Below are 24,590 nucleotides of genomic sequence, written 5' to 3'. Positions count from 1 at the left end.
TCTGCGCCCTTGGGTGCAAACTTGAATCCATGAGCCACACTTTCGCGGAATCTGTCACTAAAACTTCCGGGCCGGCCGACGCCCCGGCCACGCCGTTCACCCTGTGGACCGTGTTCAAGCGCACCGGCTCGTTCGCGGGCGGCGACGGCGCGGTCGCCGCCTTTGACGAACTGGCCGCCTCCCTGGCCGCCGAGAACATCACGCTGCGCGGGGCCTATGACGTCTCCGCCATGCGCAGCGATGCCGACGTCATGGTCTGGCTGGTGGGCTCCCAGCCCGAAGGCCTGCAGCAGGCCGTGCGCAGCATCCGCCGCCTGGAGTTGTTCGCGGCGAGCGAAATTTCCTGGTCCGCCATGGGCGTGCACCGCGAGGCCGAGTTCGCCAAGAGCCACGCCCCGTCCTACATGGGCCCGCACGGCCCCAAGGGCTGGGTGTGCGTCTACCCCTTCGTGCGCTCCTACGACTGGTACATCCTGCCCGCGGAGGACCGCAGCCGCATGCTGCGCGACCACGGCATGCTCGGGCGCGACTTCCCCGGCGTCCTTGCCAACACGGTCTCCGCCTTTGCCCTGGGCGACTGGGAATGGTTGCTGGGCCTGGAGGCGGACGACCTTACCGACCTGGTGGACATGATGCGCCACCTGCGCTCCACCGACGCGCGGCTGCACGTGCGCGAGGAAATCCCCTTCTACACCGGGCGCCGGATCAGCGCGGCCGAGGTTGCCGAGGTCCTGCGATGAGCGGCGCCCCGGTGTCCGCCCCGGCCGAGTATGACGGCATCCTGTTGGCTTCCTTTGGCGGCCCGGAAGGCCAGGAGGACGTCATCCCCTTTCTGCGCAACGTCACACGCGGGCGCGGCATCCCCGACGAGCGCCTCGAGGAGGTCAGCCACCACTACCGTGCCAACGGCGGCATCAGCCCCATCAACGCCCAAAACCGCGCCTTGAAGGCCGCGCTGGAGGCGGAGCTTGCCGCCCGCGGCATCGCCCTGCCGGTGCTCTGGGGCAACCGCAACTGGGACCCGTACATCCCCGCCGTCCTGAAGGGCGCCTATGACGCCGGCCACCGCCGCCTTCTCATGGTCACCACGAGTGCCTACTCCTCGTACTCGAGCTGCCGCCAGTACCGTGAGGACATCGGCATGGCCCTGACGGAGACCGGGCTGGACGGCCTGCTGGCCGTGGACAAGGTGCGCCAGTACTTTGACCATCCGGGCTTCGTGGAGCCGTTCATCGAAGGGACCGCCGTGTCACTGGCCAGGGTGCGCGCCGAACTGGCCGCCGCCGGAACCCCCGGCGCGCCCGTGCACGTGCTCTTCGCCACGCACTCCATCCCGACGCGCGACGCCGAGGCGTCCGGCCGCTCTGTCGAGCAGCCGCGCGAGTTTGCCGAAAATTCCGCCTACGTGGCACAGCACCTGGCCGTGGCGGACGCAGTCATGGCGGAGGTGGACCCCGGCCAGGAATGGTCCCTGGTCTACCAGTCCCGCTCCGGCGCCCCGCACGTGCCCTGGCTTGAACCCGACATCAACGACGCGCTCCGGGAGCTTGCCGCCGCCGGGACGAAGGGCGTGGTGGTGGTGCCTCTGGGCTTCGTCAGCGACCACATGGAAGTCCTGTGGGACCTGGACACCGAGGCCCGGGAAACGAGCGCGGAGCTGGAATTGGCCTTTGACAGGGCACCCACACCGTCCACGCACGCGAAGTTCGCGGCCGGGCTCGTGGACTTGGTCTGCGAACGCACCGTTGCACACAACGTTGCCGAGCGTCCCGCCATGACGACGCTCGGTCCCTGGTATGACGTCTGCCGGCCCGGCTGCTGCGCCAACTTCCGCGGAGACAAGCCCGCCATCGCCGAGGTGGGCAGCACCGTCGGCCTGGTCTCCGCCGCCGGCGGGGCGCGGCCGTGACGGCTGAGGTCCTGGCACCCGTGAAAATCGGCACACGCGGTAGCAGGCTGGCCCTGGGCCAGACCGGCCAGATCGCCGATGTCCTGACGGCGGTGGGCGGCTTCGAGGCCGAGATCGTTCCCGTCAAGACCGACGGCGACGTCCTCACCGGCCCGCTGTCCCAGATGGGCGGCACCGGCGTCTTTGCCGCCGCGCTGCGCGCCGCCGTCCTGGACGGCGGCGTTGACGTGGCAGTGCACTCGCTCAAGGATCTGCCCACGGCCGCCGTGCCGGGACTCACCCTGGCCGCCGTCCCGGTCCGCGCCGACCCCCGGGACGCCCTCTGCTCGCGCGACGGGCTGAAACTTGCCGAGCTGCCGGCCGGCGCCTCCGTGGGCACCGGCTCCCCGCGCCGTGCGGCCCAGCTGCTGGCCGCCCGCCCCGACCTGAAAATAGTGGACATCCGCGGCAACGTCGACACCCGGCTGGGCCGCGTCGCCGGGCTGCCCGGCAATGCCCCCGCCGAGGTGGTGCCCGGCAAGACCGGCGACCTCGACGCCGTCGTCCTCGCCGCCGCCGGCCTCTCCCGCATCAACCGCCTGGACACCGTCACCGAATACCTGGAGGCGGACGTCATGCTCCCGGCCCCGGGCCAGGGCGCGCTGGCGCTGGAGTGCCGCACGGCCGACGCCGGGCCCGCCGGCATCCTGGGCCAGGCGCTTGCGGCCGTGGATGACGTCGACACCCGCCTTGCAGTGACAGCCGAGAGGGCCCTGCTGGCCCGCCTCGAGGCCGGCTGCAGCGCCCCAGTCGGCGCCTTCGCGTTCCGCAAGGGCTCCATGCTGTATTTGGAAGCCATGGTCTGCTCACTGGACGGCAAGCGCTCGCTGCGCCTGAAGAAGGCCACCGACGGGCTCAGCAACGTCGGTGCCACCCTCCTCGGGATCGAACTGGCCGAGGAACTGCTCGCCGGCGGCGCCGCGGACCTGGCGGATCTGTCCGGCTCGGGGAAATGACGTCCAACCCGGTGGTCGAGCAGTGAGCCCCGCGAACGCGTGGCGACCAGGGGTTTCGTCGGGCTCAACCAGCGCTCCGCTTGCCGGGCTCCGCGTTGCGGTGACCCGCAGCGTGGATCGGGCCGGGGCCCTGCTGGCCGCCTTGGAGGGGGCCGGCGCGGAGCCGGTGCTGGTGCCGGTCATCGACTTTGAGGTTGGAGATCCCGACGCCTTGGGCGCCGCGCTCCGGCGCCTCGAGGCGGGGGAGTATCGGTGGGTGGTGATCAGCTCCATCACCACGGTGCGGGCACTCAAGCAGTGGTGCGAAGCCGCTGGCACAACCCTCGCCGGCCTGATTCCCGCCGGGACGCGCGTGGCCACGATTGGGCCCACCTCTGTGGCCGTTTTGGCTGCCGAGGGCATCCGCGCCGACCTGGCGCCCGTGGACGTGCAGTCGGCCGCCGGGCTGGTGGAGCTGTGGCCGTCCAACACATCCGACGACGGCGGCCACGCGCGCGTCCTGCTCCCGCAGTCTAACCTCGCCGAACCGACCCTCGCCGACGGCCTGGCCGCGAAGGGCTGGACGCCTGAAACCGTCACCGCCTACAAGACGGTCGACTACCCGGCCCGCGACGGCCTCCGCCTGACGGCGACACTGGAACTGAGGTCCCCGGAGCGGGGATGGATTTCAAAGGTCGCTCAGCGACCGCAGAAATCTTACTGTCCGCGAGGGGATCTCCGTTCCGGCGGCGAGCGACGCGTCCTCACCCCGGCCCAGGCGGCCCAGGCGGCGCTGGAGGGGGCGATCGACGCCGTCGTCCTTGCCTCGGGGAGCGCGGCACGCAGGGTCGCCGAGACGATGGGCCCGCTGCCGGAACGCTGCCTGGTCATCGCGATAGGACAGCCGACCAGGGCCGAGGCGGAACGGCTGGGCCTGCGCGTCGCCGCCACGGCCGTGCACCCCACCCCCGACGGGATCGTGGCCGCCCTCGCCGCAGCCGTACTCGCAACAAGCCAGGCAGCACGCCACCCAACGCAGTCAAGCGACCCAGGAGACACGAAGTGAGCTTTCCCCAACACCGACCCCGCCGGCTGCGCACCACCACGGCCATGCGCCGTCTGGTCGCCGAGCACCGGGTGGCGCCGGCCGAGCTGATCCTGCCCGCGTTCATCCGCGAGGACCTCAGCGAACCCGCCCCCATCACATCCATGCCGGGCGTGGTGCAGCACACCACCGCATCGCTCGTGGCGGCCGCCCGTGAGGCCGTGGAGCTGGGACTCGGCGGCATCATGCTGTTTGGGATTCCGGCAGTCCGCGACGCCACGGGCTCGGCCGGCCTGGACCCGCAGGGGGTGCTGAACAAGGCCATCCGCGACGTCCGCGAGGCCGTGGGCGACGGGCTGGTGGTCATGAGCGACCTCTGCCTGGACGAATTCACCGACCACGGCCACTGCGGCGTGCTCGACTCCAACGGCGTGGTGGACAACGACGCCACGCTGGCGATTTACGCGCGGATGGCCGTGGCACAGGCAACGGCCGGCGCCCACGTCGTCGCTCCCTCGGGCATGATGGACGGGCAGGTCGGCGTGGTCCGGGAGGCCCTGGACGCCGCCGGGTTCACCGACGTGTCCGTCCTGGCCTATGCCGCCAAGTACGCCTCCGCCTTTTACGGCCCGTTCCGCGAGGCCGTCGACTCGCAGCTGGAGGGAGACCGCCGCACGTACCAGATGGACGCCGGCAACCGGCGCGAGGCGCTGCACGAGGTGGAACTGGACCTGGCCGAAGGCGCCGACATCGTCATGGTCAAGCCGGCCATGAGCTACCTTGACATTCTGGCGGACGTCGCCGCGATGAGTCCCGTGCCCGTGGCGGCCTACCAAATCTCCGGCGAATACGCCATGGTTGAGGCCGCCGCCGCCAACGGGTGGATCAACCGCCGCGCCGCCGTCGAGGAGTCCGTGCTGAGCATCAAGCGGGCCGGCGCCACCATGATCCTGACCTACTGGGCGGCCGAGCTGGCCGGCTGGCTCCGCGGCAACTGACCGTTCCTTCCCCTTCTCCAACCAAGGACCTACCCATGACCAGCTCCCAGGAACTTTTTGACCGCGCCAAGACCCTCATGCCGGGAGGCGTGAACTCGCCCGTGCGCGCCTTCGGCTCCGTGGGCGGGACGCCCCGCTTCATGGTCAACGCCAAGGGCGCCTACCTCACCGACGCCGACGGGCGCGACTACGTGGACCTGGTCTGCTCCTGGGGCCCGGCGCTGCTGGGCCACTCGCACCCGGATGTACTGGCCGCCGTCCACGCCGCCGTCGACCACGGCCTGAGCTTCGGCGCCTCCACCCCGGCCGAAAGCGAACTCGCCGCCCTGGTGCAGGGGCGCGTGTCCGGCGTCGAACGCCTGCGCATGGTCTCCACCGGCACCGAGGCCACCATGACCGCCGTGCGCCTGGCCCGCGGCTACACCGGCCGGGACCTCATCATCAAGTTCGCCGGCTGCTACCACGGCCACCTCGACTCCCTGCTGGCCGCCGCCGGCTCCGGACTGGCCACCCTGGCCCTGCCCGGATCCGCCGGGGTCACGGCCGCCACCGCCGCCGAAACGCTGGTCCTGCCGTACAACGACCTCGCCGCCGTCGAGGCCGCCTTCGCCGCGCACGGGGAGCGGATCGCCGCCGTCATCACGGAGGCCGCGCCCGCCAACATGGGCGTCGTGACCCCGGGCGACGGCTTCAACGCCGGCCTTTCCCGCATCACCTCCGACCACGGCGCCCTGCTGATCCTGGACGAGGTCCTCACCGGCTTCCGGGTCGGGGCGGCCGGCTATTGGGGCCTGACCGGGGCCGCCGAAGGGTGGACGCCTGACCTGTTCACCTTTGGCAAGGTCATCGGCGGGGGACTGCCGACAGCCGCGCTGGGCGGCCGCGCGGAGGTCATGGACTATCTGGCCCCCCTGGGTCCGGTGTACCAGGCCGGCACCCTGTCCGGAAACCCGGTGGCCATGGCCGCCGGCGTGGCCACGCTCAGTGCCGCCACGGCGGCCGTGTATGAGACCGTGGACGCCCGCTCGCTGGAGCTGTCCGCTGCGGTCTCCTCCGCACTGGAGGCCGAGGGCGTGGACCACTCCGTGCAGCGCGCCGGCAGCCTGTTCTCCATCGCCTTCGGCACGTCCGCTTCCGGCGTCCGCAACTATGACGACGCGCAGGGCCAGGACGTGTTCCGTTACGCCCCGTTCTTCCATTCCATGCTCGACTCCGGCGTGTACCTGCCCCCGAGCGTCTTCGAGGCCTGGTTCCTGTCCGCCGCGCACGACGACGCCGCCATGGACCGCATTGTCAGTGCCCTTCCGGCCGCAGCCAAGGCGGCGGCCTCCGCCACGGCCTAGCCGAAGACTGTGTTGCAGCTGTGGACCAAAACAGCCCCAAAGTGCCACATGTGGTCCTGTGATCTCGCATACCTTATTGGACAGTTTTGTCTCGGACCTTCGTAGACACTCTGTCTCATCGCCTTGTAGACAGTTGGTCGGTTTTGCTTGTGGATTGTGCATAAAACACAACCATCAATCAAAGTCCGTCATCTCGTTGCTACATGGCCTTCCGATGCTCCTCGCGGTGCCGTGAGCGCGTTTTGTAAACAACATAATGTCTCCCGGGCCTGGTTCTACCAGGTCCGGGCGGCAGCCCAAGCGCTCGGCCCGGTCAAGGCGTTGGAGAAGAGGCCTCCGATCGCGTTGCGGCATCCGAAAACCACTCCCGCTTCCATGGTCGATCTGCTGCTGGGAACCCGCGAGGAGTTGGAGAAGGCCGGCTTTGATGCCGGCCCGCTCTCAGTGATCGCCAAGTTGCGCCGACAGGGCTTCCAACCGCCCTCCAGGGCGACTGTGGCCAGGATCTTCACCCGTGCCGGCGTCGTGGTGCCGGAGCCGAAGAAGAAGCCCCGCAGCGCCTATATCCGGTTCGTCTATCCGCAGCCGAATGCGTGCTGGCAGATTGACGCCACCGAGTGGGTGCTGGCGTGCGGGACGAAGGTCACGATCTTCCAACTCATCGACGACCATTCACGGCTGGCCCTGGCCTCGTTGGCTGCTTCCGGGGAAACCAGCGAGGCCGCGATCAGGGTCGTGACAACCTCGATTGACCGACACGGGGTACCCCAGCGCTTCCTCAGTGACAACGGCGCGGCTCTTAACCCGACACGGCTGGGCAGGCGCGGGGAACTGGTGGAATTCCTGAAGGCCCGGGGCGTGGAACCCATCACCGGAAAACCCTACAAACCCACTACCCAGGGCAAGAACGAGCGGTTCCATCAAACCCTGCACCGGTACCTGAAGCAGCAGCCACCAGCCACCACGCTGGAGGTCCTGCAAACCCAGATCGATGCCTTCGACCGGTACTACAACACCGAACGTGAACACCAGGCCCTGAAGCCGGGTATGACACCGCAGGAAGCCTGGAACGCCACACCCAAGGCCCCGGCACCCGGCCCGCCGGAACCAGAAGAACCCACGGTAGGGGCAGAGCGGTTCAGCGGCCAGCGTCGTGTCGGACGAGACGGCAATGTCACCGTCTTGGGGACGCATTTCAAGATGGGCAAGAAATACATCGGCACCACCGTGAACATCATTCACGACGACACCGACATCATGTTCTTCGACAGCCTTGGCTCAGAAATTATCAGCCACCCCATCCCACCCAAAGGCACCCCATACGTAGGCAACGGCAAACCCTCCGGCATCGCGGCAGACCCCGCCGGCGCCGTGCGGAAACGTAAAATCAGGCCAGTCAAAACAACAACTACGACCGAACAGCCCGAACCAGAAACCGTCTAAAAAGAAGTGAGACACTTCCGGTCTGGCCACTACTCAGACCGGAAGTGTCTACACAACAATGAGACATCAACTGTCAACACAGGTGCGAGACATGAACTGTCTACAGAGGTCCGAGACATGACATGCCACATGTGGTCCAACAGCTGCAACACAAATTCGGCATGACGGAAACGGGCGCCTCGGAGTACAATTTCCGGCTATAGATTCCCCTCGACTAAGCCGTGTGTGCCATGCGCCAGTTCCAGTTTTCACACCGTATGAAGTCCGTTGCCATGCTCGCCGCGCTCCTGGCAGCCGCATCCCTGATGGGTTCGGCACCGGCCACCGCCGCGGCGCCGGCGTCGTTGGGGTGGAGCACGCCCGCCCAGCACCTCGCCCACATGACGCTGCAGCAGCGTGTGGGTCAGCTGTTCATGGTTGCGGCCGGTGCCACGGGTGCCAGCCAGGCCACCATGAACGTGCTCAGCTGGGACCATGTGGGCAATGTCTACCTGGCCGGCCGCAGCTCTGCCGGGATCAACGCCACGGCGGCAGTCGTGCGGCGCATGACGAACACCGTTTCCACGGCGACCACGGACAACGAATACCTCTCAGTGGCCACCGACCAGGAGGGCGGCTACGTCCAGGTGCTCAGCGGGCCGGGATTTTCAACCATTCCGACGGCGCTGTCCCAGGGCACGCTGTCCACGGCCACGCTGACGACGGACGCCAAAAACTGGGGAAACCAGCTGCGCTGGGCGGGCGTGAAGGTCAATCTGGCCCCCGCCCTTGACACCGTCACGCAGGCCTTTGCCCCGTCCAACGCCCCGATCGGGTACTACGACCGCGAGTACGGCTACACGCCGCAGGCCGTCTCCGCCAAGGGCAACGCGTTCCTGGCCGGCATGAAGGCCGGCTACGTGATGCCCACGGTCAAGCACTTCCCCGGGCTGGGCAGGGTCACCGGCAACACGGATGTGACGGGCAACGTCCATGACACCCAAACCACCATCAACGACCCCAACCTGCTGCCGTTCCAGACGGCCATCAGCAACGGGGCCAGGTGGGTGATGGTCTCCAGTGCGTACTACGACAGGATTGATGCGCGGCCCGGCAAGATCGCGCCGTTCTCCACAGTCGTCATGGGCACGATGCTGCGGACCAACGCGAAGTTCACGGGCATCATCATCTCCGACGACCTCTGCAACGCCGCGCAGCTTTCGCCCTGGAGCTGGGCCGTGCGGGCCAACAACTTCATCAATGCCGGCGGAACGATGGTCCTGTGCGGCAACCCCAACGCCATCCCGTACATGTACAACGGTGTCCTGCAGCTGGCCCAGCAGCGCCCCGACTTCCTGGCCAAGGTCAACGCCGCGGTGCTCACCATCCTCACGGTCAAGCACGGCGGCTAAGCCGGGTTAAACCAAGACTGTGTTGCACATGTTGGACAAAATCACGCTCACGAAGCGCTTTCCGGTCCTGTGATCTCGCATACCTTATTGGACAGTTTTGTCTCGGACCTTCGTAGACACTCTGTCTCATCGCCTTGTAGACAGTTGGTCGGTTTTGCTTGTGGATTGTGCATAAAACACAACCATCAATCAAAGTCCGTCATCTCGTTGCTACATGGCCTTCCGATGCTCCTCGCGGTGCCGTGAGCGCGTTTTGTAAACAACATAATGTCTCCCGGGCCTGGTTCTACCAGGTCCGGGCGGCAGCCCAAGCGCTCGGCCCGGTCAAGGCGTTGGAGAAGAGGCCTCCGATCGCGTTGCGGCATCCGAAAACCACTCCCGCTTCCATGGTCGATCTGCTGCTGGGAACCCGCGAGGAGTTGGAGAAGGCCGGCTTTGATGCCGGCCCGCTCTCAGTGATCGCCAAGTTGCGCCGACAGGGCTTCCAACCGCCCTCCAGGGCGACTGTGGCCAGGATCTTCACCCGTGCCGGCGTCGTGGTGCCGGAGCCGAAGAAGAAGCCCCGCAGCGCCTATATCCGGTTCGTCTATCCGCAGCCGAATGCGTGCTGGCAGATTGACGCCACCGAGTGGGTGCTGGCGTGCGGGACGAAGGTCACGATCTTCCAACTCATCGACGACCATTCACGGCTGGCCCTGGCCTCGTTGGCTGCTTCCGGGGAAACCAGCGAGGCCGCGATCAGGGTCGTGACAACCTCGATTGACCGACACGGGGTACCCCAGCGCTTCCTCAGTGACAACGGCGCGGCTCTTAACCCGACACGGCTGGGCAGGCGCGGGGAACTGGTGGAATTCCTGAAGGCCCGGGGCGTGGAACCCATCACCGGAAAACCCTACAAACCCACTACCCAGGGCAAGAACGAGCGGTTCCATCAAACCCTGCACCGGTACCTGAAGCAGCAGCCACCAGCCACCACGCTGGAGGTCCTGCAAACCCAGATCGATGCCTTCGACCGGTACTACAACACCGAACGTGAACACCAGGCCCTGAAGCCGGGTATGACACCGCAGGAAGCCTGGAACGCCACACCCAAGGCCCCGGCACCCGGCCCGCCGGAACCAGAAGAACCCACGGTAGGGGCAGAGCGGTTCAGCGGCCAGCGTCGTGTCGGACGAGACGGCAATGTCACCGTCTTGGGGACGCATTTCAAGATGGGCAAGAAATACATCGGCACCACCGTGAACATCATTCACGACGACACCGACATCATGTTCTTCGACAGCCTTGGCTCAGAAATTATCAGCCACCCCATCCCACCCAAAGGCACCCCATACGTAGGCAACGGCAAACCCTCCGGCATCGCGGCAGACCCCGCCGGCGCCGTGCGGAAACGTAAAATCAGGCCAGTCAAAACAACAACTACGACCGAACAGCCCGAACCAGAAACCGTCTAAAAAGAAGTGAGACACTTCCGGTCTGGCCACTACTCAGACCGGAAGTGTCTACACAACAATGAGACATCAACTGTCAACACAGGTGCGAGACATGAACTGTCTACAGAGGTCCGAGACATGACAAGCGCTTTCCGGTCCAAGATGTGCAACACAGTCGCAGGGGCTAGAGGACGTCGGAGAGGAAGCCCTTCAGGCGGTCCGTCTTCGGGGCGCTGAAGAGTTCATCCGGGGATCCCGTCTCCACGACCACCCCGCCGTCCATGAACGTGACGGTGTCGGACACATTGCGGCTGAAGCCCATCTCGTGCGTCACCACCACCATGGTCATGCCGCCCTTGGACAGGTCCGTCATGAGCGCCAGGACGCCCTTGACGAGCTCGGGGTCCAGCGCCGAGGTGGCCTCGTCAAAGAACATCACCTCAGGTTCCATGGCCAGCGCGCGGGCAATCGCCACGCGCTGCTGCTGCCCGCCGGAGAGGTTCCCGGGACGGGCGTCGGCCTTGTGCCTCAACCCCACCATGTCCAGCTGCTCCAAGGCCTTGGCGCGTGCCTGGTCCTTGGGCATCCTGCGCAGCTTGTTCAGCGCCAGCGACACATTGTCCGCCACGGTCTTGTGCGGGAACAGGTTGAACTGCTGGAACACCATGCCAATACGACGCCGGAGCTCGTCCGGGTTGTCCGCCAACACGGAGCGGTCATCCAGCAGAATGTCGCCCTGGTCCGGTTCGATCAGCCGGTTCATGACCCGCAGCAAGGTCGACTTGCCGGAGCCGGACGGGCCGATCACGGAGGCCGTGGTGCCTTGGGGGACGTGCAGGTCGATACCGCGCAGCACCTTGTTGGCGCCGAAGGCCAGGTGGATGTTCTTGGCGGTCAGGGAACCTGACTTGAATTCACTCATGTCTAGGCGCCCTTTCCAACGACGGCGGCAATTTCATCGGGTTCCGCTTTCAACTTCTTGCCTTCGCGCATCCGCTTGTCCATGTAGTTCACCACGTGGGTCAGCGGGATGGTCAGGACCAGGTACAGCATGGCGGCCGCAACCAGCGCGGACATGTTTCCCGTATTTGCCGCGACGTCGTTGCCCACCCGGTAGATCTCGCGCTGGCTCGGCAGCAGGCCCAGGACGTAGATCAGGGAGGAATCCTTGATGAGGGCAATGAGCTGGTTGACCAAGGCGGGCAGCACCCGTCGAATGCCCTGGGGGACGACCACCAGGACCATGGCCGATCCGTAGCTGAAGCCCAGTGCCCGGGTGGCTTCCAGCTGGCCCTTGTCAACACTTTGAATACCCGAACGGAAGATCTCACCGATGTAGGCGCCGGCCATCAGCGTCAGGGCGAAGATGCCCAGCGGAAACGGATTGGTGATCCCCGTCAGCTGGCGCAGCACGGGCCCCAGCCCGATGCCGAGGACGACAATCACCAGAATGGCCGGGAGGCCGCGGAAGATGTCCGTATAAACGCGGGCAATCCACCGCGGGACCGGGTTCCGGGCGATGCCCATGATGGCAAGCACCAGTCCCAGGATGGAACCGAGGATCGCCGAGGATACGGCGAGGATGAGCGTGTTGGGCAAACCGACGGTCAGCAGCTGGGGGACGACGTCCGCCATTGCCTGCCAGTCAAAGAAAGTTTTAAAGAACTGCTGGAAGTCCACTAAGTAAGGTCCTTACGGGAGCTTGGCTGCCTTGGAACCGGGGGTCCAGTCCTTGGGGGTCACACGGTCCGGGTACCACTGCTTGGTCAGCTTGGCCCAGGTGCCGTCGTCAATCACGGCGTCCAGGGCCGAGTTCAGGGCGTCAATGAGCGGCTGGTTGGTCGGGCTCACGGCGTAGGCGGTGAAGTTCTTCGTGTTCACCACTGACTCCACGATGGCGGTGCCGTCGCCTTCCTTGACCTGCCCGGTGGCCTGCTGGGAGGGCGCGACCCAGGCGTCAACCTGGCCGGTCTTCAGATTTGCGTAGGCCGTGTTGTAGTCGGGGAAGCGGACCGGTTCAAGCTTGAGGGTGTTGGTCACATAGTCGTCCTGGACGGTGCCCTGGACCACGGCGATGCGGGTCTTTGCGCTGAGGTCCTTGAAGCCCTTGACTGCCGAGTCCTTCTTGGCCACAACGGCCATGTAGCCAAAGTCGTAACCGTTGGTGAAGCCCACAGTCTTGCGGCGCAGGTCGGTCGTGGAGATCGAGGATGATCCGACGTCGAACTGCTTGTTGGCGACCTGGGACAGGAGGGCGGAGAAGTCGGTGGACTTGAACTCGACCTTGAGCTTGAGCTTGTCGGCCATGGCGCGCAGCAGCTCATTGTCGTAGCCGGTGAACTTGCCGGACTTGTCGATGTAGATGTTTGGCGGGGCGTCGGAGAGCGTGCCGACCGTGATGGTGCCCGGGGTGATCAGGCCCAGCTTGGAGGTGTCGATCTTGTCCAGGGCGGTGACGTCCTTGGTGGTGTACTTGTCCAGGGATTTCTGGTCGCTTCCGGCCAGGGCGTTCGTGGGCTTGCCGGAGCTGGTGGCGCCGGTGCCGCCGCCGCAGGCGGCCAGTGAGAAGGCCAGGGCAACCGCCACGGGCACGGTGGTGAGCCATTTCAGGGCTGATTTCTTCATCAAGCGTTCACTTTCATTGCAGGTGCCCGGCATCGAAAATGGCGACGGCCGGGTTTCACGGGGTGCGGGGAGCTTTCGCCTGGACTCGGAGGAGTGGCATAGCAGGGCTCAACCCGCGAAACTAAATTATGTCATCCGTGCCGTACATGTGGCGGGTGCGAACAAATGCTTAACAAAGGTGCCGTTCATGGAAGATCTGGTGCATGATGGGCCCACATGGCCGGGCAGTGTCCGGCGCAGCCGGGCCCGGCACCGCAGGACCGGCGCAGCGGCGCGGCGGGGAAGGCTGGCAGATTCCTGTGTGATTTAGCTCATGCGGTCATGGCGTCCAGACCCGATTCCAGCAACACGGGCCAATCCCCTTCGATGACCGCGAGCGGGTCCTTGACACGGCGCAGGTACTGCTGGAAGTCGGCTGCCTGTTCGCGGGCCCAGCCGACCTGGGCGGCGTGGAGCTCCGGCAGCTCCAGCCGCAGGGCGCTGTATTTCGTCACCAGGGCGTCGGCCAGCCGAAGCGTGGCCTCGGCATCGGCCGCCGAGGTGTGGGCGTCGCGGAGCGGGATGCCGTATTCCTCGCACAGTGCCACCAGCGTGCGGCTGCCCTTGCGGAACCTGTCCACATGCTTGTTGCAGATGAAGGGGTCGATGACCGGGGACGGCGTCATCGCGGACAGGCCGTAGCGGCGTGCCTCGTTGGCCAGGACCGTGAAGTCGTAGCTGGCGTTGAAGGCGATGACGGGGATGTCGTTTTGGAACAACGTCGCCAGCACGGCGCCGATTTCCGCCGTGACCTCATCCACCGGCCGGCCGTTGGCGCGCGCGTGGGCCGTGCTGATGCCGTGGATGGCGGCAGCCTCCTCGGGGATGGCCACCCCCGGATCCGCCAGCCATTCGTGGGTGTCCGCCACGGCGCCGGACTCGTCCACCACCACGATCGACGCCGTGACGATCCTGGCCTCCCGGGGATCCTTGCCGGTGGTCTCCAAGTCAAACGCGGCCCGTGGGCGCAAGTTCCAGCTAGTCATGCCCCAACGCTACCGCCAGCCACCGACACCGAAGCCCGGGCAGGTCATGCCACGGGCAGGGCTGTGGAGAACTAGGCTTGGTTCATGCGTGCTGAGTATGTTGAAGCAGTCTTGGACGTGGTGGATCTCATCCCCGCCGGGCGGGTCCTCTCCTACGGAGACATCGCCGCGCTGCTGGAGCGCGGCGGGCCCCGGCAGGTGGGGGCCGTCATGTCGCGCCACGGCTCGGCCGTCCCCTGGTGGCGTGTGATCCGGGCCGGGGGACAGGCTCCGCTGTGCCACGAGGCCGGCGCCCTGGACCATTACCGCCGGGAGGCAACCGAACTGCGCGGCCAGGCGGACGGCGGCGCGTGGCGGGTCAACATGGACCTGGCCCGCTGGACTCCCTCGGACGCGGACTTTGACCTCATCGACGCGATAGCCGCCCGTCTCCACACCGCGGAAGGGCCGGCGTCGGACGCGGAAAATCCTGGAACAGGGAAGGCGGCGCCTGCGATGTCGGAGCCGCGTGATGGACTGGGGGCATGAGTTCCCCTGTCCCACACCAATTGCCGGCCCACAAGCACCTGCCCCGCCTGACGCTGGTGGCGCCCCCGGCGTCGCTCCGTCCGGCACCGGCGCTCAGCGCGGACCAGCTGCCCATCGTGGAGCGGGTCCCCGGTTCCGGCCCCGTGCTGGTCTGGGGCGCGCCGGGCACGGGCAAGTCAACAGTGCTGGTGGAGGCCGCGGTCAAAAGGATGGAGCACGACGCCGTCGACCCCGCGCGTGCCCTCCTCCTCGCCCCGTCGCGGCTGGCCGCGGCCCGTCTGCGCAACGCCTTCAGCGCGCGTCTGCACAGAAGCCTCAGCACGTCCCCGGCACGGACCTGGTCCTCCTACGCCTTTGACCTGCTGCGCCGGGCCAAGGTCGAGGGCCGCATGCCTCACATCGAAGGCCCTCCGCGCCTGATGAGCGGCCCCGAGCAGGACCTCATCATCAAGGACCTGATGGCCGGGCACAGGCTGGGCCTGGGCACCGAGCCCGGCTGGCCGGCTGAGCTTGCCGACGCCCTGGACACGCGCGGCTTCCGGCAGGAAATTCGCCAGCTGTTCGACCGCGTCATCGAATACGATGTCGCCCCGGAAGAGTTGGCCCGGTTCGGCCGGGAGAACGACCGCCCGGACTGGGTGGCCGCCGCCTCGCTCTATGGTGAATACCGGGATGTGGTGGACTGGGGCAAGTCCGGTTCCTTTGACCCGGCCGGGATCATCACGGCCGCTGCCACGCTGCTAAGGAACGACGCCGATTTCCTCGCCCAGGAGCGCGCCCGGCTGCAGCTGGTCCTCGTTGACGACATCCAGGAGGCCAACCGCTCCGTCCACGACCTCCTGTCCTTGGTGGGGCGCGGCAAGGACATTGTGGTCACCGCCTCCCCGGACACCGTGGTGCAGGGTTTTCGCGGGGCCCGGCCGGACCTGGTGGGCACCCTGCGGGACTCGTTGTCCGGCCCGCACGTTCCGGTCGCGGAATTCACCCTGTCCACGTCACACCGCATGACACCGGAGCTCGCGGGGGCGTGGTCCGCCGTGGCGGAGCGGATCTCCCAGGCCCGTGGCGGCCAGCGGGCGCGCGTGCTGGCCTGGCCCGACGACGCCCCGGAACAGGCAGCGGCCGGGGGACCGGCGTCGGATTTCAGGGCGGCCGGGGTCAGCGCCCATGTGGTGGCCTCCGAGGTCCACGAACTGCGCCTGGTGGCCGAGCGCATCCTGCACCTGCAGCACCTGGCCGGTTACCGGCTGGGCGAGATGGCCGTGATTGTGCGCACGGGGTCGGCGCTGGCCGGACTGCAGCGGTACCTGGGCGGACTGGGGATTCCCGTCAAGGTGCCCGTCGCCGAGAACCCCGTCCGCGACGAGCCCGCCGTGCGGCCGCTGCTGGAGGCGTTCCGGGTGGCGCTTGACCCGGAGGCGCTGGACGCCGAACTGGCCGTATCGCTGCTGACATCGCGACTGGGCCGTTCCACGGCGCTTCACCTGCGGCGGCTGCGGCAGGCGCTGCGCCAGCAGGAGCTCGGCGCCGGCGGCGGGCGGGCCAGCGACGAACTGCTCGTGGAGGCGCTCGCGAACCCGGAAATGCTGTCCCCGCTGGGCTGGGAGGCGCAGAACGCGGGCAGGATCGCGGCCATGCTGGCCGCCGGGAAGGCAGCGGTCGCGGAGCCCGGTGCCAACGCCGAGACGGTGCTGTGGGCCCTGTGGGAGGCCTCGGACTGCTCCGGAACCTGGGAGGCCCAGGCGCTGCGCGGCGGTCCCACGGGCGTGCGGGCGGACCGCGACCTGGACGCGGTCATGGCGTTGTTCCAGACCGCCGAAAGATACGTTGACCAGCTGCCCGGCTCCACGCCGCGGCAGTTCCTGGAGTACCTGCTCAGCCAGGAACTGCCCATGGACACCCTGGCGGCCCGCGCACAGCGGGCGGACGCCGTGGAGATCCTGACGCCGGCCAGCGCGGCCGGGCGGGAGTGGCCGGTGGTGATCGTGGCCGGACTGCAGGAAGGCGTATGGCCCAACACGCGGCTGCGCGGCGAGCTGTTGGGCAGCCAGTTCCTGGTGGACGTGCTGGAGCACGGCCCGCAGGCGGCCCGGCAGGTCGACCCGGCGGCGCGCCTGCGCGACGTCCGCTACGACGAACTCCGCAGCTTTGCCGCCGCCATTTCCCGGGCGGGAAGGCTGCTGATCCTCACCGGCGCCTCCGGCCACGACCTGCAGCCGTCGCAGTTCCTGGAACTGGCCGCCCCGTATGTCCCCGTGACCGATTCCGGCGGCGAGTCCCAGTACCCCGTCCGCCCCGTGGAGCAGGTGCCCCGGCCCATGACGCTGCGCTCGCTGGTGGCGGAGCTGCGCCAGGAATCGGAGACGCACGCCGATCCCGAGGCCGCCCGCATGCTGGCCGCGCTGGCCGCCGAGACCGTGCCCGGCGCCGATCCCTCCCAGTGGTGGGGGCTGTTGCCGCTGAGCACCGACGCGCCCGTCGTGGCCGACGGCGAACCCGTGACGGTCTCGCCGTCGAAGGTGGAGGCGGTGCTGAAGTCGCCGTTGAACTGGTTTGTCAAGGCCGCCGGGGGAGAAGCCGTCACCGACTTCGCCCGCAGCCTGGGCACGCTCATCCACTCCATCGCCGAACAGATCCCGGACGGCGCCGGCCACGAATACCTCGAGGAGCTGGAGCGCCGCTGGCCGTCGCTCGGCATGGGGGACAGCTGGGAGGCGGAAAAGGACTATGAACGCGCCCAGGAGATGCTGCGGAAGCTGGCCCAGTACGTGGTCGACGCCCGGCAGCAGGGGCGCACCCTGGTCGGCGTCGAACTTGACTTTGACGTGGAAATTCCCGCGGATGGGCGCATGGCGCGGCTGCGAGGGCAGGTGGACCGGCTGGAGGCCGACGCCGCCGGAAGGCTGGTGGTGGTGGACCTCAAGACCGGGCGGCACAAGCCCACCAGGGCCGAACTTGCCACGCACCTGCAGCTGGGTGCGTACCAGGCGGCCGTGCTGGCCGGGGCGTTCCGGGAGGAAGCCGCCGCCGCGGGCATCGCGGACCCGAGGCCCGGCGGCGCGGCACTGCTGCCACTGGGCGACGGCACGAAGGCCGTGACGACCCAGGACCAGGCGGCCCTCACGGCAGGACACGACGACTGGGCCACCCCCGAGGTCCTGCGCGCCGCGCACCTCATGGCGCAGGCTGCGTTTCCGGCCCGCCACGGCGCTGACTGGACCGAACGCAGCGGCTGCCCGCTGCCCACCATCTGCCCGCTGTGCCGAGAAGGAAAGCAGGTCACCGAATGAGCCAGCCCGCCGCCGTGGACACCCTGCTGAGCCCCTTCGAGCTCGCCGAACTCCTGGGACAGTTCCCGCCCACGGACGAACAGGCGGCCATCATCTGCTCACCCCTGGAGCCGCTGCTGGTCATTGCCGGCGCCGGCTCGGGCAAGACCACCACCATGGCGGACCGCGTGGTGTGGCTGGTGGCCAACGGGCTGGTTCGGCCGGAAGAAATCCTCGGCGTCACCTTCACCCGCAAGGCCGCCGGCGAGCTCGCCTCGCGCATCCGGGGACAGCTGGCCAAGCTCGGCACGCTGGCCCGGTCCGGAGTGGCGGAGCTGGCCCCCGCGGCGGCCGCACGCGACGCCCTGGAACCGAAGGTCTCCACCTACCACTCCTACGCCAGCGGCATCGTCACCGACTATGGGCTGCGCCTCGGCATTGAGCGCGACGCCGTGGTCCTCGGTGCCGCCGAGGCCTGGCAGCTGGCCAGCGACGTCGTCGAGGCGCACGACGGCGGCCACGAGCACTTCACGGCGGCCAAGTCCACGCTCATCCAGTCCGTCATGGACCTGTCCGGCGAATGCGCCGAGCACCTCCAGGAGCCGCCGTACGTGCGGACCGAACTGGACACCTGGGTGGCCGGGTTTGAGGCGCTGCCATACATCGACGGGACCGCCAAGACGCGCACCCAGGCCGCCGGGAAGTTGCTGGACGTCCTGCGCACCCGCGGCACCGTGGTGGACCTGGTCCAGCGCTACGCCGAGGCCAAGCGGCGCCGCAATGCCTTGGACTACGGCGACCTCGTGGCGCTGGCCGCCAGGATTGCGCGGGATGTCCCCCATGCCGGGGAGACGGAGCGCCAGCGCTTCAAGGTGGTGCTGCTGGACGAATTCCAGGACACCTCCCACGCCCAGCTGCAGCTCTTCGCCCAGCTGTTCGGCGGCGGCCACCCCGTCACCGCCGTCGGCGATCCCCACCAGTCCATCTACGGCTTCCGCGGCGCCTCCGCCGGCCAGCTGTTCCGCTTCCCGGAAATCTTTGTCAAGGACGACGGCGGCTGGGCGCCGACAGCCGAGCTCACCATTGCGTGGCGCAACTCCGCGCACATCCTCTCCGCCGCCAACGTCATGTCCGCCGAGCTCACGGCCGCGCAGGAACGCAAGGCCAACGTCCGGCTCGCGGCCGGGCTGACCGGGGCGGAGCGCGCCGCGGCCGGGCCGCGCGTGGTGGTGTCGCCGCTGCGCGAAAGGCCCAATGCGCCGGACGGGGAGGTGGTGCTGGCCCGCTTCGACACCGAACTGGCGGAGGCGGAGGCCGTGGCCGCGGAAATCCTGGACAGGAAGGGGGACTTCACCTCCCGCCGCGGCGCCCTGGGTGCCATGACGGTGTCCGTGCTGTGCCGCCGGCGCGCGCAGTTCGCCACGTTCCAGTCGGTGTTTGACGCCCGCGGCATCCCGTACGAGATCGTCGGCCTGGGCGGCCTGCTGTCCACGCCGGAAATTGTGGACCTCGTAGCCACGCTACGGGTCATCGCCGATCCCGGGCGCTCGGATTCGCTCATGCGGCTGCTGACCGGTGCCCGGTGGCGGATTGGCCCGGCCGACCTGATGGCCTTTGCCGACTGGTCCCGGTACCTGGCCCGGCGTCGCGAGTGGGCGGCCAGGAACCGCCTGGTCTTTGACGCCGCGGTGCTGGAGGGCGGCGGGCCGGGGCCAGACCGTCTGGACGCCGGGGAGGCGCCCGGGGCGGCGGAAGAGGCGGTGGTGACGTCCGACGTCGTCGATTCCGCCTCCCTGGTGGAGGCTCTGGACTACCTCAGCCCCACGTTTTGGCCCGAGGCCGCCCGGCCGCTGACGGACACGGCGCGCACGCGGCTGCTGGACCTGCGCGACGAACTGCGGCTCCTGCGGACCTTTGTGGGCGACGACCTGAGCAACTTGATCGGTACGGTGGAGCGGACCATGCTGCTGGACATCGAGCTGGCCGCCAAGCCGGGCTCCAGCATCCACCACGCCAGGCGGAACCTCGACGCCTTTGCCGACGCCGCGGCCACGTTCATGCAGGCGGCCGAACGGGTGGACCTGACGGCGTTTTTGGCCTGGCTGGAGACGGCGGAGGCCGAGGAGGGCGGCCTGGAACTGGCCGCGGTGGAGGCCAACCCGGACGCCGTTCAGCTGCTGACCGTCCACGCCTCCAAGGGGTTGGAATGGGATGTGGTTTTTGTGCCGGGCCTGAACGCCGGGGCCTTCCCCAGCGCCAAGGCGGACCGGTGGACCACGGGCGCCAAATCGCTGCCCTGGCCGCTGCGCGGGGACCGGGAGGACCTCCCCGCCTGGGACACCAACGTGCCGGACCTCAAGACGCTCCTGGAGCATGAGAAACTCTTCGCCGATGACGTGAAGCTCCATGCCGAGGAGGAGGAACGCCGGCTGGCCTATGTGGCGTTCACGCGGTCACGGGACTTTTTGATGTGCAGCTCCACGGTATGGGGGAGCGCCAAGGCGCCGCTGGAACCGTCGCTGTTCCTCTCGGAGCTGCTGCCCCTGGCCTCGGGCGCCGCCCAGACCGCCAGCGTCGGTACGTGGGTGGATGATCCCGAAGAGGGCGCCGAAAACCCGGTCAGCGCCGGGGAGGAAACGGCGGAGTGGCCCTACGATCCCCTCAACGGACCCGCCATCCTCGGGCGCACCGGCGTCGCGGCCCGCGCGGGCCGGCGGGCCAACGTGGAGGCGTCCGCCGCCGCAGTCCGCGCCGCCTCCGTTGAGGTTGGAGATAACCACCGCAGCGCGGTCGTTGAGGTTGGAGATAACCACCGCTCCGGCCCTAGCCTCGTGCCTCGGCCAGGGAACCCCCGCCCGGGTGCGCCCATGCCACATGAGGTCGGGACATCCGCCTTCCTGGCGGCGAATCCGCGGTGGGGCCGCGAAACGGCCGTGCTGCTCGCGCAGGAAAAGGTGGAATCCGACCAGCTGCGGGTGGAGCTGCCGCCGCACATTTCCGCCTCACGCCTGGTGGCGTTGGGCGAGGACGCGGAGAAGGTCACGCGGGCCATGCGCCGCCCCGTGCCGACCAAGCCGGGCATGGCCGCGCGCCGGGGCACCGCGTTCCACGCCTGGATTGAGGAGTACTTTGGCGCCACCGGCCAGCTGGACCTCGACGAGGCGCCCGGCGCGGATGCCCACGTTGACGAGGCCTACGGCCTGGCGGACATGCAGGATACGTTCAAGAATTCGGCGTGGGCCCGGCGGATCCCGGCGGAACTGGAGGTGCCCATCGAAACGCGCGTGGCCGACGTCGTGGTCCGGGGGCGTATTGACGCCGTCTTCCGGGACGAGGACGGCGGCTGGGACCTGATCGACTGGAAGACCGGCAAGGTCCCGTCCAAGGCGCAGCTGGCGGTGCGCGGCGTGCAGCTGGCCGTGTACAGGTTGGCCTGGTCCCGGTTGAAAGGCGTTCCGCTGGATCAGGTCCGGGCAGCGTTCTACTACGTCGGGCAGGACAAGCTGATCCGGCCCGTGGACCTGGCAGGCAAGGAGGAACTCGAGGCGATCGTCACCCGCGCCTACAGTCCCGGTGACTGAGCCCTCCGGTGGCCGGGGCGCCTGCGCCGGTTGTGCACATTCGGTGGGAGGCATCCGCGGCTGCCTGCCATATCCGTACAATGGCGCCCGAAAGCGGGCGAGGGCGCTACTTCGTGGAATACACCGTGACCCAGACGTCCGCGTCTGCGGCTACGGCGACCTTGATGATGCTCTCCTTCGTCGGCACAGGGAGGGCGTAGCTCGTGCTGATGCCACCCTTCATGGAACAGGTGCCGCTAGATCCTCCCGGCCCCACTTGGTCAACGGAAACCGTCCATTGACTGGAGCCGCTGCAGATAACCGTAAAACCCAAGCGTTTTTGGCCATTGGCGAGTGGTGGAACGTGCAGCACCGCCGGCCCCTTGCCGCTGTACTGCCTCAGCAATGTGCCAAGAGTTTGGGACCCTTCCACCATGGATTTCTGGACTTCGAAGATGATGGCCCCGTGGGGCGCCGTGAGATTGGATGGTCGGGTTTCGGCAAACGGCGGCGGACTTTGCCTGGAGGACGGTGCCGTGCAGCCGGTGAGCACCAAGACGCCGCCAAGAAGGGTTCCCGTGACTGCAAGCGCGCATTGCCTCATCCCCATGCGGACATTGTACGCAGGAGTCGGGGAACTCCCGGATCAGGTGCCCGGGGGAGTCTTCAGCGGAATAACCTTCATGGCCGTCGTGTCGAGGTCCTCACCTGAGCCGGCTCCAGGAGTGCGGTCATCCGGTGCGGCGCCCGCCGTGGTCGCCTGTTCGACGGCGGGCGCCGCACCGGCGTCGTTCCCGGTCGCGGCGGGTTTGACCACGGGAATGGTTCCCGTGGCCGCGTCATCCCTGGTCCCGGACGGGACCTCGGCAGCTGGCACCTCGGCAGCCGGGACCTCGACCAGCGGCGCAGGCTCGGTGCTGATGGGCTGGCCGCCGTGGGTGTCGATGTCGGCTTTCAGCGTGGCCAGCATGCCTTGGGCGTCGGCCACCATGCGGGCCGAATCCGCGGCGACGCCCTTGACCAGCCACTGGGCCAAGGCAAATTCGGCGCTCAGCGCGGCACGGCGCAGCAGGTGCGGATCCGGGGTCTCGTGGCGCGCGGCAGCATAAGCCTGCATGACGGTGTCCACGAACGCGGGGTCGTTGATGGCCACGAGCCAGGCAAAGTCGTCCGCGGGGTCGCCCACCCGCAGATCGGTCCACCCCATGACTGCCGTGACACGGGGGCCGTCCAACAAAATGTTGTCTTCGTGCAAATCACCGTGGACCACCGAGGCGTTGAAGCGCCACAGCGCCACGTCCTCCATGGCGTGTTCCCAGCGCAGCAGCAGCGACGGGGGGATCTTGCCCGTGGTGGCGGCCTGGTCCAGCTCGTTGAGCTTGCGCTGCCTGAACTCATTGGCGGTGTAGCTGGGCAGGTCGGCACGGGTGACGAGTTCTTGGGGAAGGTCATGGATGGCAGCGATCGCGGCACCGATTTCCAGCGCCAGGGCGGCGCCGCCCGAGGACAATTCCTCAATGGATTCCGGTTTGCCGACGATGTGCGAATACACAAAGGTGATGAGTTCGCCCTGGCGGACCGTCCCGGCCACCGTGGGCAGCAGGAACGGCAGCTCGGCCCTGATCGCGGGGGAGAACGCCTTCAGGACCTGGCGTTCGGTCTCCAGGCGGGCACTGGCTTCAACATGCTTCGGCGAGCGCACCCGCCAACGCCGGTTCTCGGAATCCACCAGCAGGGCGGAGCTGAAATCGGCTGCATCGTCGGGTTCGGGGCCAAACGCCGTCACGTTCAGTCCGGGCACGGCGGCGCTGGCGATGGCGGCCAGTTCGATTGCAGTCATTCGTCTCACCCCTCCACCGTAGAGTGCCAAGCTGGCAACTGTCTGCGGCTGCGGCGGCGAGTCGCCAGATGCCGTGCCGGCGGCGACCGGTCCGGTGTCCACAGATTCACGGCCTGGAATGTAAAAAGCGGTCCATACTGCGTACGGTAGAACCATGATCCAAGCCTTGCCGTCCCCCGCCGCCGTGCTCGATAGAAACTGTGAACAGCGCAGCGATTCCGGGTTCCTGGACCAGGTGCAGGGCAGTCCCAACCACCGCATCGTCCTCTTCCGCGGCGGCCGGGCGCTGGTCAGCGGCGCCGGCCTGGCCTACCTTGACCCCGCGGCGGCGGCCGGGCACCTGCCCGCCGGCGCGGTCACCGTCTACCTCGGCCGCGTGCTGCCAGGTTCCGAGCCGTACCTGCCGGACGGCACCGACCTTGTCCTGAAGGTGCTGGCGGACGACGCCGGGGACCTTCCCTGGGTGCCTGAGGGCACCTCGTTTTCCGGGTACCGGGACGTGGGCGACTCGCTTCGGACAGCTGACGCCGCCATTTTCATCGAGGCGCAGGCCGTGGCGAACTGGCACCTGAGCCATCGTTTCTGTCCGCGGTGCGGCGCGGCCACCACCCCGGAGCATTCGGGCTGGATGCGTCGCTGCTCCGCCGACGCATCCGAACACTTCCCGCGCACGGACCCCGCGGCCATCGTCGCGATCGTGGGCGCGGACGACAGAATCCTGCTCGCGAGCAATTTCGCGTGGGAGAGCAACCGTTACTCCACCGTGGCCGGGTTCATTGAGGCCGGTGAAAGCGCCGAACAAGGCGCCGTGCGCGAGATCGCCGAAGAAGTGGGCGTCCACCTGCACACGACCCACTATGAGGGTTCCCAGGCATGGCCGTTCCCGCGCTCGCTCATGCTCGGCTTCGTCGCCTACACGGATGACGCTGTGGCCGTGCCTGACGGCACCGAGGTCCGGGAGGCGCGCTGGTTCAGCCGCAGCGACCTGCAGGCGGCTGTCCTTAACGGCGAGGCCGTCATCTCCCGCCGGCTCTCCATTGCCCGCGCACTCATCGAACGCTGGTACGGCGGCACCATTCTGGAACCCGGCGATGCACTGGACCATGAGCGGCCCGCCCGCCCGGATTCGGGCTTCGGCCGGGGGCCGGCCGAAGCGGCCGCGTCCGGCAAGGCACCCACGGGCGGCCCGGCGTGACGTACGATCCAC

Annotated in this window: 18 protein-coding genes; 13 read left to right on the top strand and 5 right to left on the bottom strand. The window is 68.0% G+C overall.

Going from position 1 to position 24,590, the window contains the following annotated elements:
- Window positions 1–29 precede the first annotated feature (29 nt).
- The 9 genes from hemQ to DMB86_RS16870 all read left to right on the top strand — a co-directional run bounded on the left by hemQ (window position 30) and on the right by DMB86_RS16870 (window position 10,557).
- Window positions 30–740: a hydrogen peroxide-dependent heme synthase gene (gene hemQ / locus DMB86_RS16910; RefSeq protein WP_113718813.1), complete on the top strand. Its 711-nt coding sequence runs from the start codon at window positions 30–32 to the stop codon at window positions 738–740.
- Window positions 737–1,909: a ferrochelatase gene (locus tag DMB86_RS16905; protein ID WP_113718812.1), complete on the top strand. Its 1,173-nt coding sequence runs from the start codon at window positions 737–739 to the stop codon at window positions 1,907–1,909. Before hemQ ends, DMB86_RS16905 begins: the two co-directional genes overlap by 4 nt.
- Window positions 1,910–1,920: 11 nt before the next feature.
- Complete coding sequence (gene hemC / locus DMB86_RS16900) at window positions 1,921–2,904, top strand: hydroxymethylbilane synthase (RefSeq protein WP_113719655.1); 984 nt, start codon at window positions 1,921–1,923, stop codon at window positions 2,902–2,904.
- Window positions 2,905–3,004: 100 nt separating this feature from the next.
- Window positions 3,005–3,949, top strand: coding sequence for a uroporphyrinogen-III synthase (locus DMB86_RS16895; protein WP_227878456.1), 945 nt, complete (start codon window positions 3,005–3,007; stop codon window positions 3,947–3,949).
- Window positions 3,946–4,926 (top strand): porphobilinogen synthase, encoded by a 981-nt coding sequence (gene hemB / locus DMB86_RS16890; protein WP_113718810.1) that lies wholly within the window; start codon window positions 3,946–3,948, stop codon window positions 4,924–4,926. Before DMB86_RS16895 ends, hemB begins: the two co-directional genes overlap by 4 nt.
- Before the next feature lie 35 nt (window positions 4,927–4,961).
- A complete protein-coding gene (gene hemL / locus DMB86_RS16885) occupies window positions 4,962–6,269 on the top strand; it encodes a glutamate-1-semialdehyde 2,1-aminomutase (RefSeq protein WP_113718809.1) in 1,308 nt (435 codons plus the stop codon).
- 231 nt (window positions 6,270–6,500) lie between these two features.
- Window positions 6,501–7,712: an integrase core domain-containing protein gene (locus DMB86_RS16880; RefSeq protein WP_227878454.1), complete on the top strand. Its 1,212-nt coding sequence runs from the start codon at window positions 6,501–6,503 to the stop codon at window positions 7,710–7,712.
- 257 nt (window positions 7,713–7,969) lie between these two features.
- A complete protein-coding gene (locus tag DMB86_RS16875; RefSeq protein ID WP_227878455.1) occupies window positions 7,970–9,103 on the top strand; it encodes a glycoside hydrolase family 3 N-terminal domain-containing protein in 1,134 nt (377 codons plus the stop codon).
- 242 nt (window positions 9,104–9,345) lie between these two features.
- Window positions 9,346–10,557 (top strand): integrase core domain-containing protein, encoded by a 1,212-nt coding sequence (locus tag DMB86_RS16870; RefSeq protein WP_227878454.1) that lies wholly within the window; start codon window positions 9,346–9,348, stop codon window positions 10,555–10,557.
- A gap of 163 nt (window positions 10,558–10,720) precedes the next feature.
- On the opposite strand, the gene DMB86_RS16865 is transcribed toward DMB86_RS16870, so the two are convergent.
- The 4 genes from DMB86_RS16865 to DMB86_RS16850 all read right to left on the bottom strand — a co-directional run bounded on the left by DMB86_RS16865 (window position 10,721) and on the right by DMB86_RS16850 (window position 14,186).
- The gene (locus DMB86_RS16865) at window positions 10,721–11,458 is read right to left on the bottom strand and encodes an amino acid ABC transporter ATP-binding protein (RefSeq protein ID WP_113718807.1); all 738 of its coding nucleotides are present in this window, start codon (window positions 11,456–11,458) and stop codon (window positions 10,721–10,723) included.
- Window positions 11,459–11,460: 2 nt separating this feature from the next.
- Window positions 11,461–12,171: an amino acid ABC transporter permease gene (locus DMB86_RS16860; protein WP_113719654.1), complete on the bottom strand. Its 711-nt coding sequence runs from the start codon at window positions 12,169–12,171 to the stop codon at window positions 11,461–11,463.
- A gap of 57 nt (window positions 12,172–12,228) precedes the next feature.
- Window positions 12,229–13,161 carry an ABC transporter substrate-binding protein gene (locus DMB86_RS16855; protein WP_113718806.1) on the bottom strand — a complete coding sequence of 311 codons (933 nt, stop codon included), beginning with the start codon at window positions 13,159–13,161 and terminating at the stop codon, window positions 12,229–12,231.
- A 311-nt stretch (window positions 13,162–13,472) separates the two neighbouring features.
- Window positions 13,473–14,186, bottom strand: a complete 714-nt coding sequence (locus DMB86_RS16850; RefSeq protein WP_113718805.1) for a 3'-5' exonuclease — start codon at window positions 14,184–14,186, stop codon at window positions 13,473–13,475.
- Window positions 14,187–14,270: 84 nt separating this feature from the next.
- Here DMB86_RS16850 and DMB86_RS16845 point away from each other — a divergent pair, with 84 nt between their 5' ends.
- The 3 genes from DMB86_RS16845 to DMB86_RS16835 are packed head-to-tail and all read left to right on the top strand — an operon-like array spanning window position 14,271 to window position 21,564.
- Window positions 14,271–14,714: an MGMT family protein gene (locus DMB86_RS16845; RefSeq protein WP_113718804.1), complete on the top strand. Its 444-nt coding sequence runs from the start codon at window positions 14,271–14,273 to the stop codon at window positions 14,712–14,714.
- Entirely contained in the window at window positions 14,711–18,004 is a 3,294-nt protein-coding gene (locus DMB86_RS16840) for an ATP-dependent helicase (protein ID WP_113718803.1), read from the top strand. The genes DMB86_RS16845 and DMB86_RS16840 overlap by 4 nt, the downstream gene beginning before the upstream one ends.
- Window positions 18,001–21,564 (top strand): ATP-dependent helicase, encoded by a 3,564-nt coding sequence (locus DMB86_RS16835; protein WP_113718802.1) that lies wholly within the window; start codon window positions 18,001–18,003, stop codon window positions 21,562–21,564. Before DMB86_RS16840 ends, DMB86_RS16835 begins: the two co-directional genes overlap by 4 nt.
- A gap of 625 nt (window positions 21,565–22,189) precedes the next feature.
- On the opposite strand, the gene DMB86_RS16830 is transcribed toward DMB86_RS16835, so the two are convergent.
- On the bottom strand, window positions 22,190–23,383 hold the full coding sequence (locus tag DMB86_RS16830; RefSeq protein ID WP_113718801.1) for a macrolide 2'-phosphotransferase: 1,194 nt from the start codon (window positions 23,381–23,383) through the stop codon (window positions 22,190–22,192).
- A 154-nt stretch (window positions 23,384–23,537) separates the two neighbouring features.
- Between DMB86_RS16830 and nudC the strand changes: the two genes are divergently transcribed.
- On the top strand, window positions 23,538–24,578 hold the full coding sequence (gene nudC, locus DMB86_RS16825; protein ID WP_113718800.1) for an NAD(+) diphosphatase: 1,041 nt from the start codon (window positions 23,538–23,540) through the stop codon (window positions 24,576–24,578).
- The last annotated feature ends 12 nt before the right edge of the window (window positions 24,579–24,590 follow it).

The organism is Arthrobacter dokdonellae (genome assembly GCF_003268655.1).
GTDB classification, from domain to species: Bacteria; Actinomycetota; Actinomycetes; order Actinomycetales; family Micrococcaceae; genus Specibacter; species Specibacter dokdonellae.
Note: the sequence above shows the minus strand (reverse complement) of the source record. Positions and strands in the feature narration are given on the sequence as shown.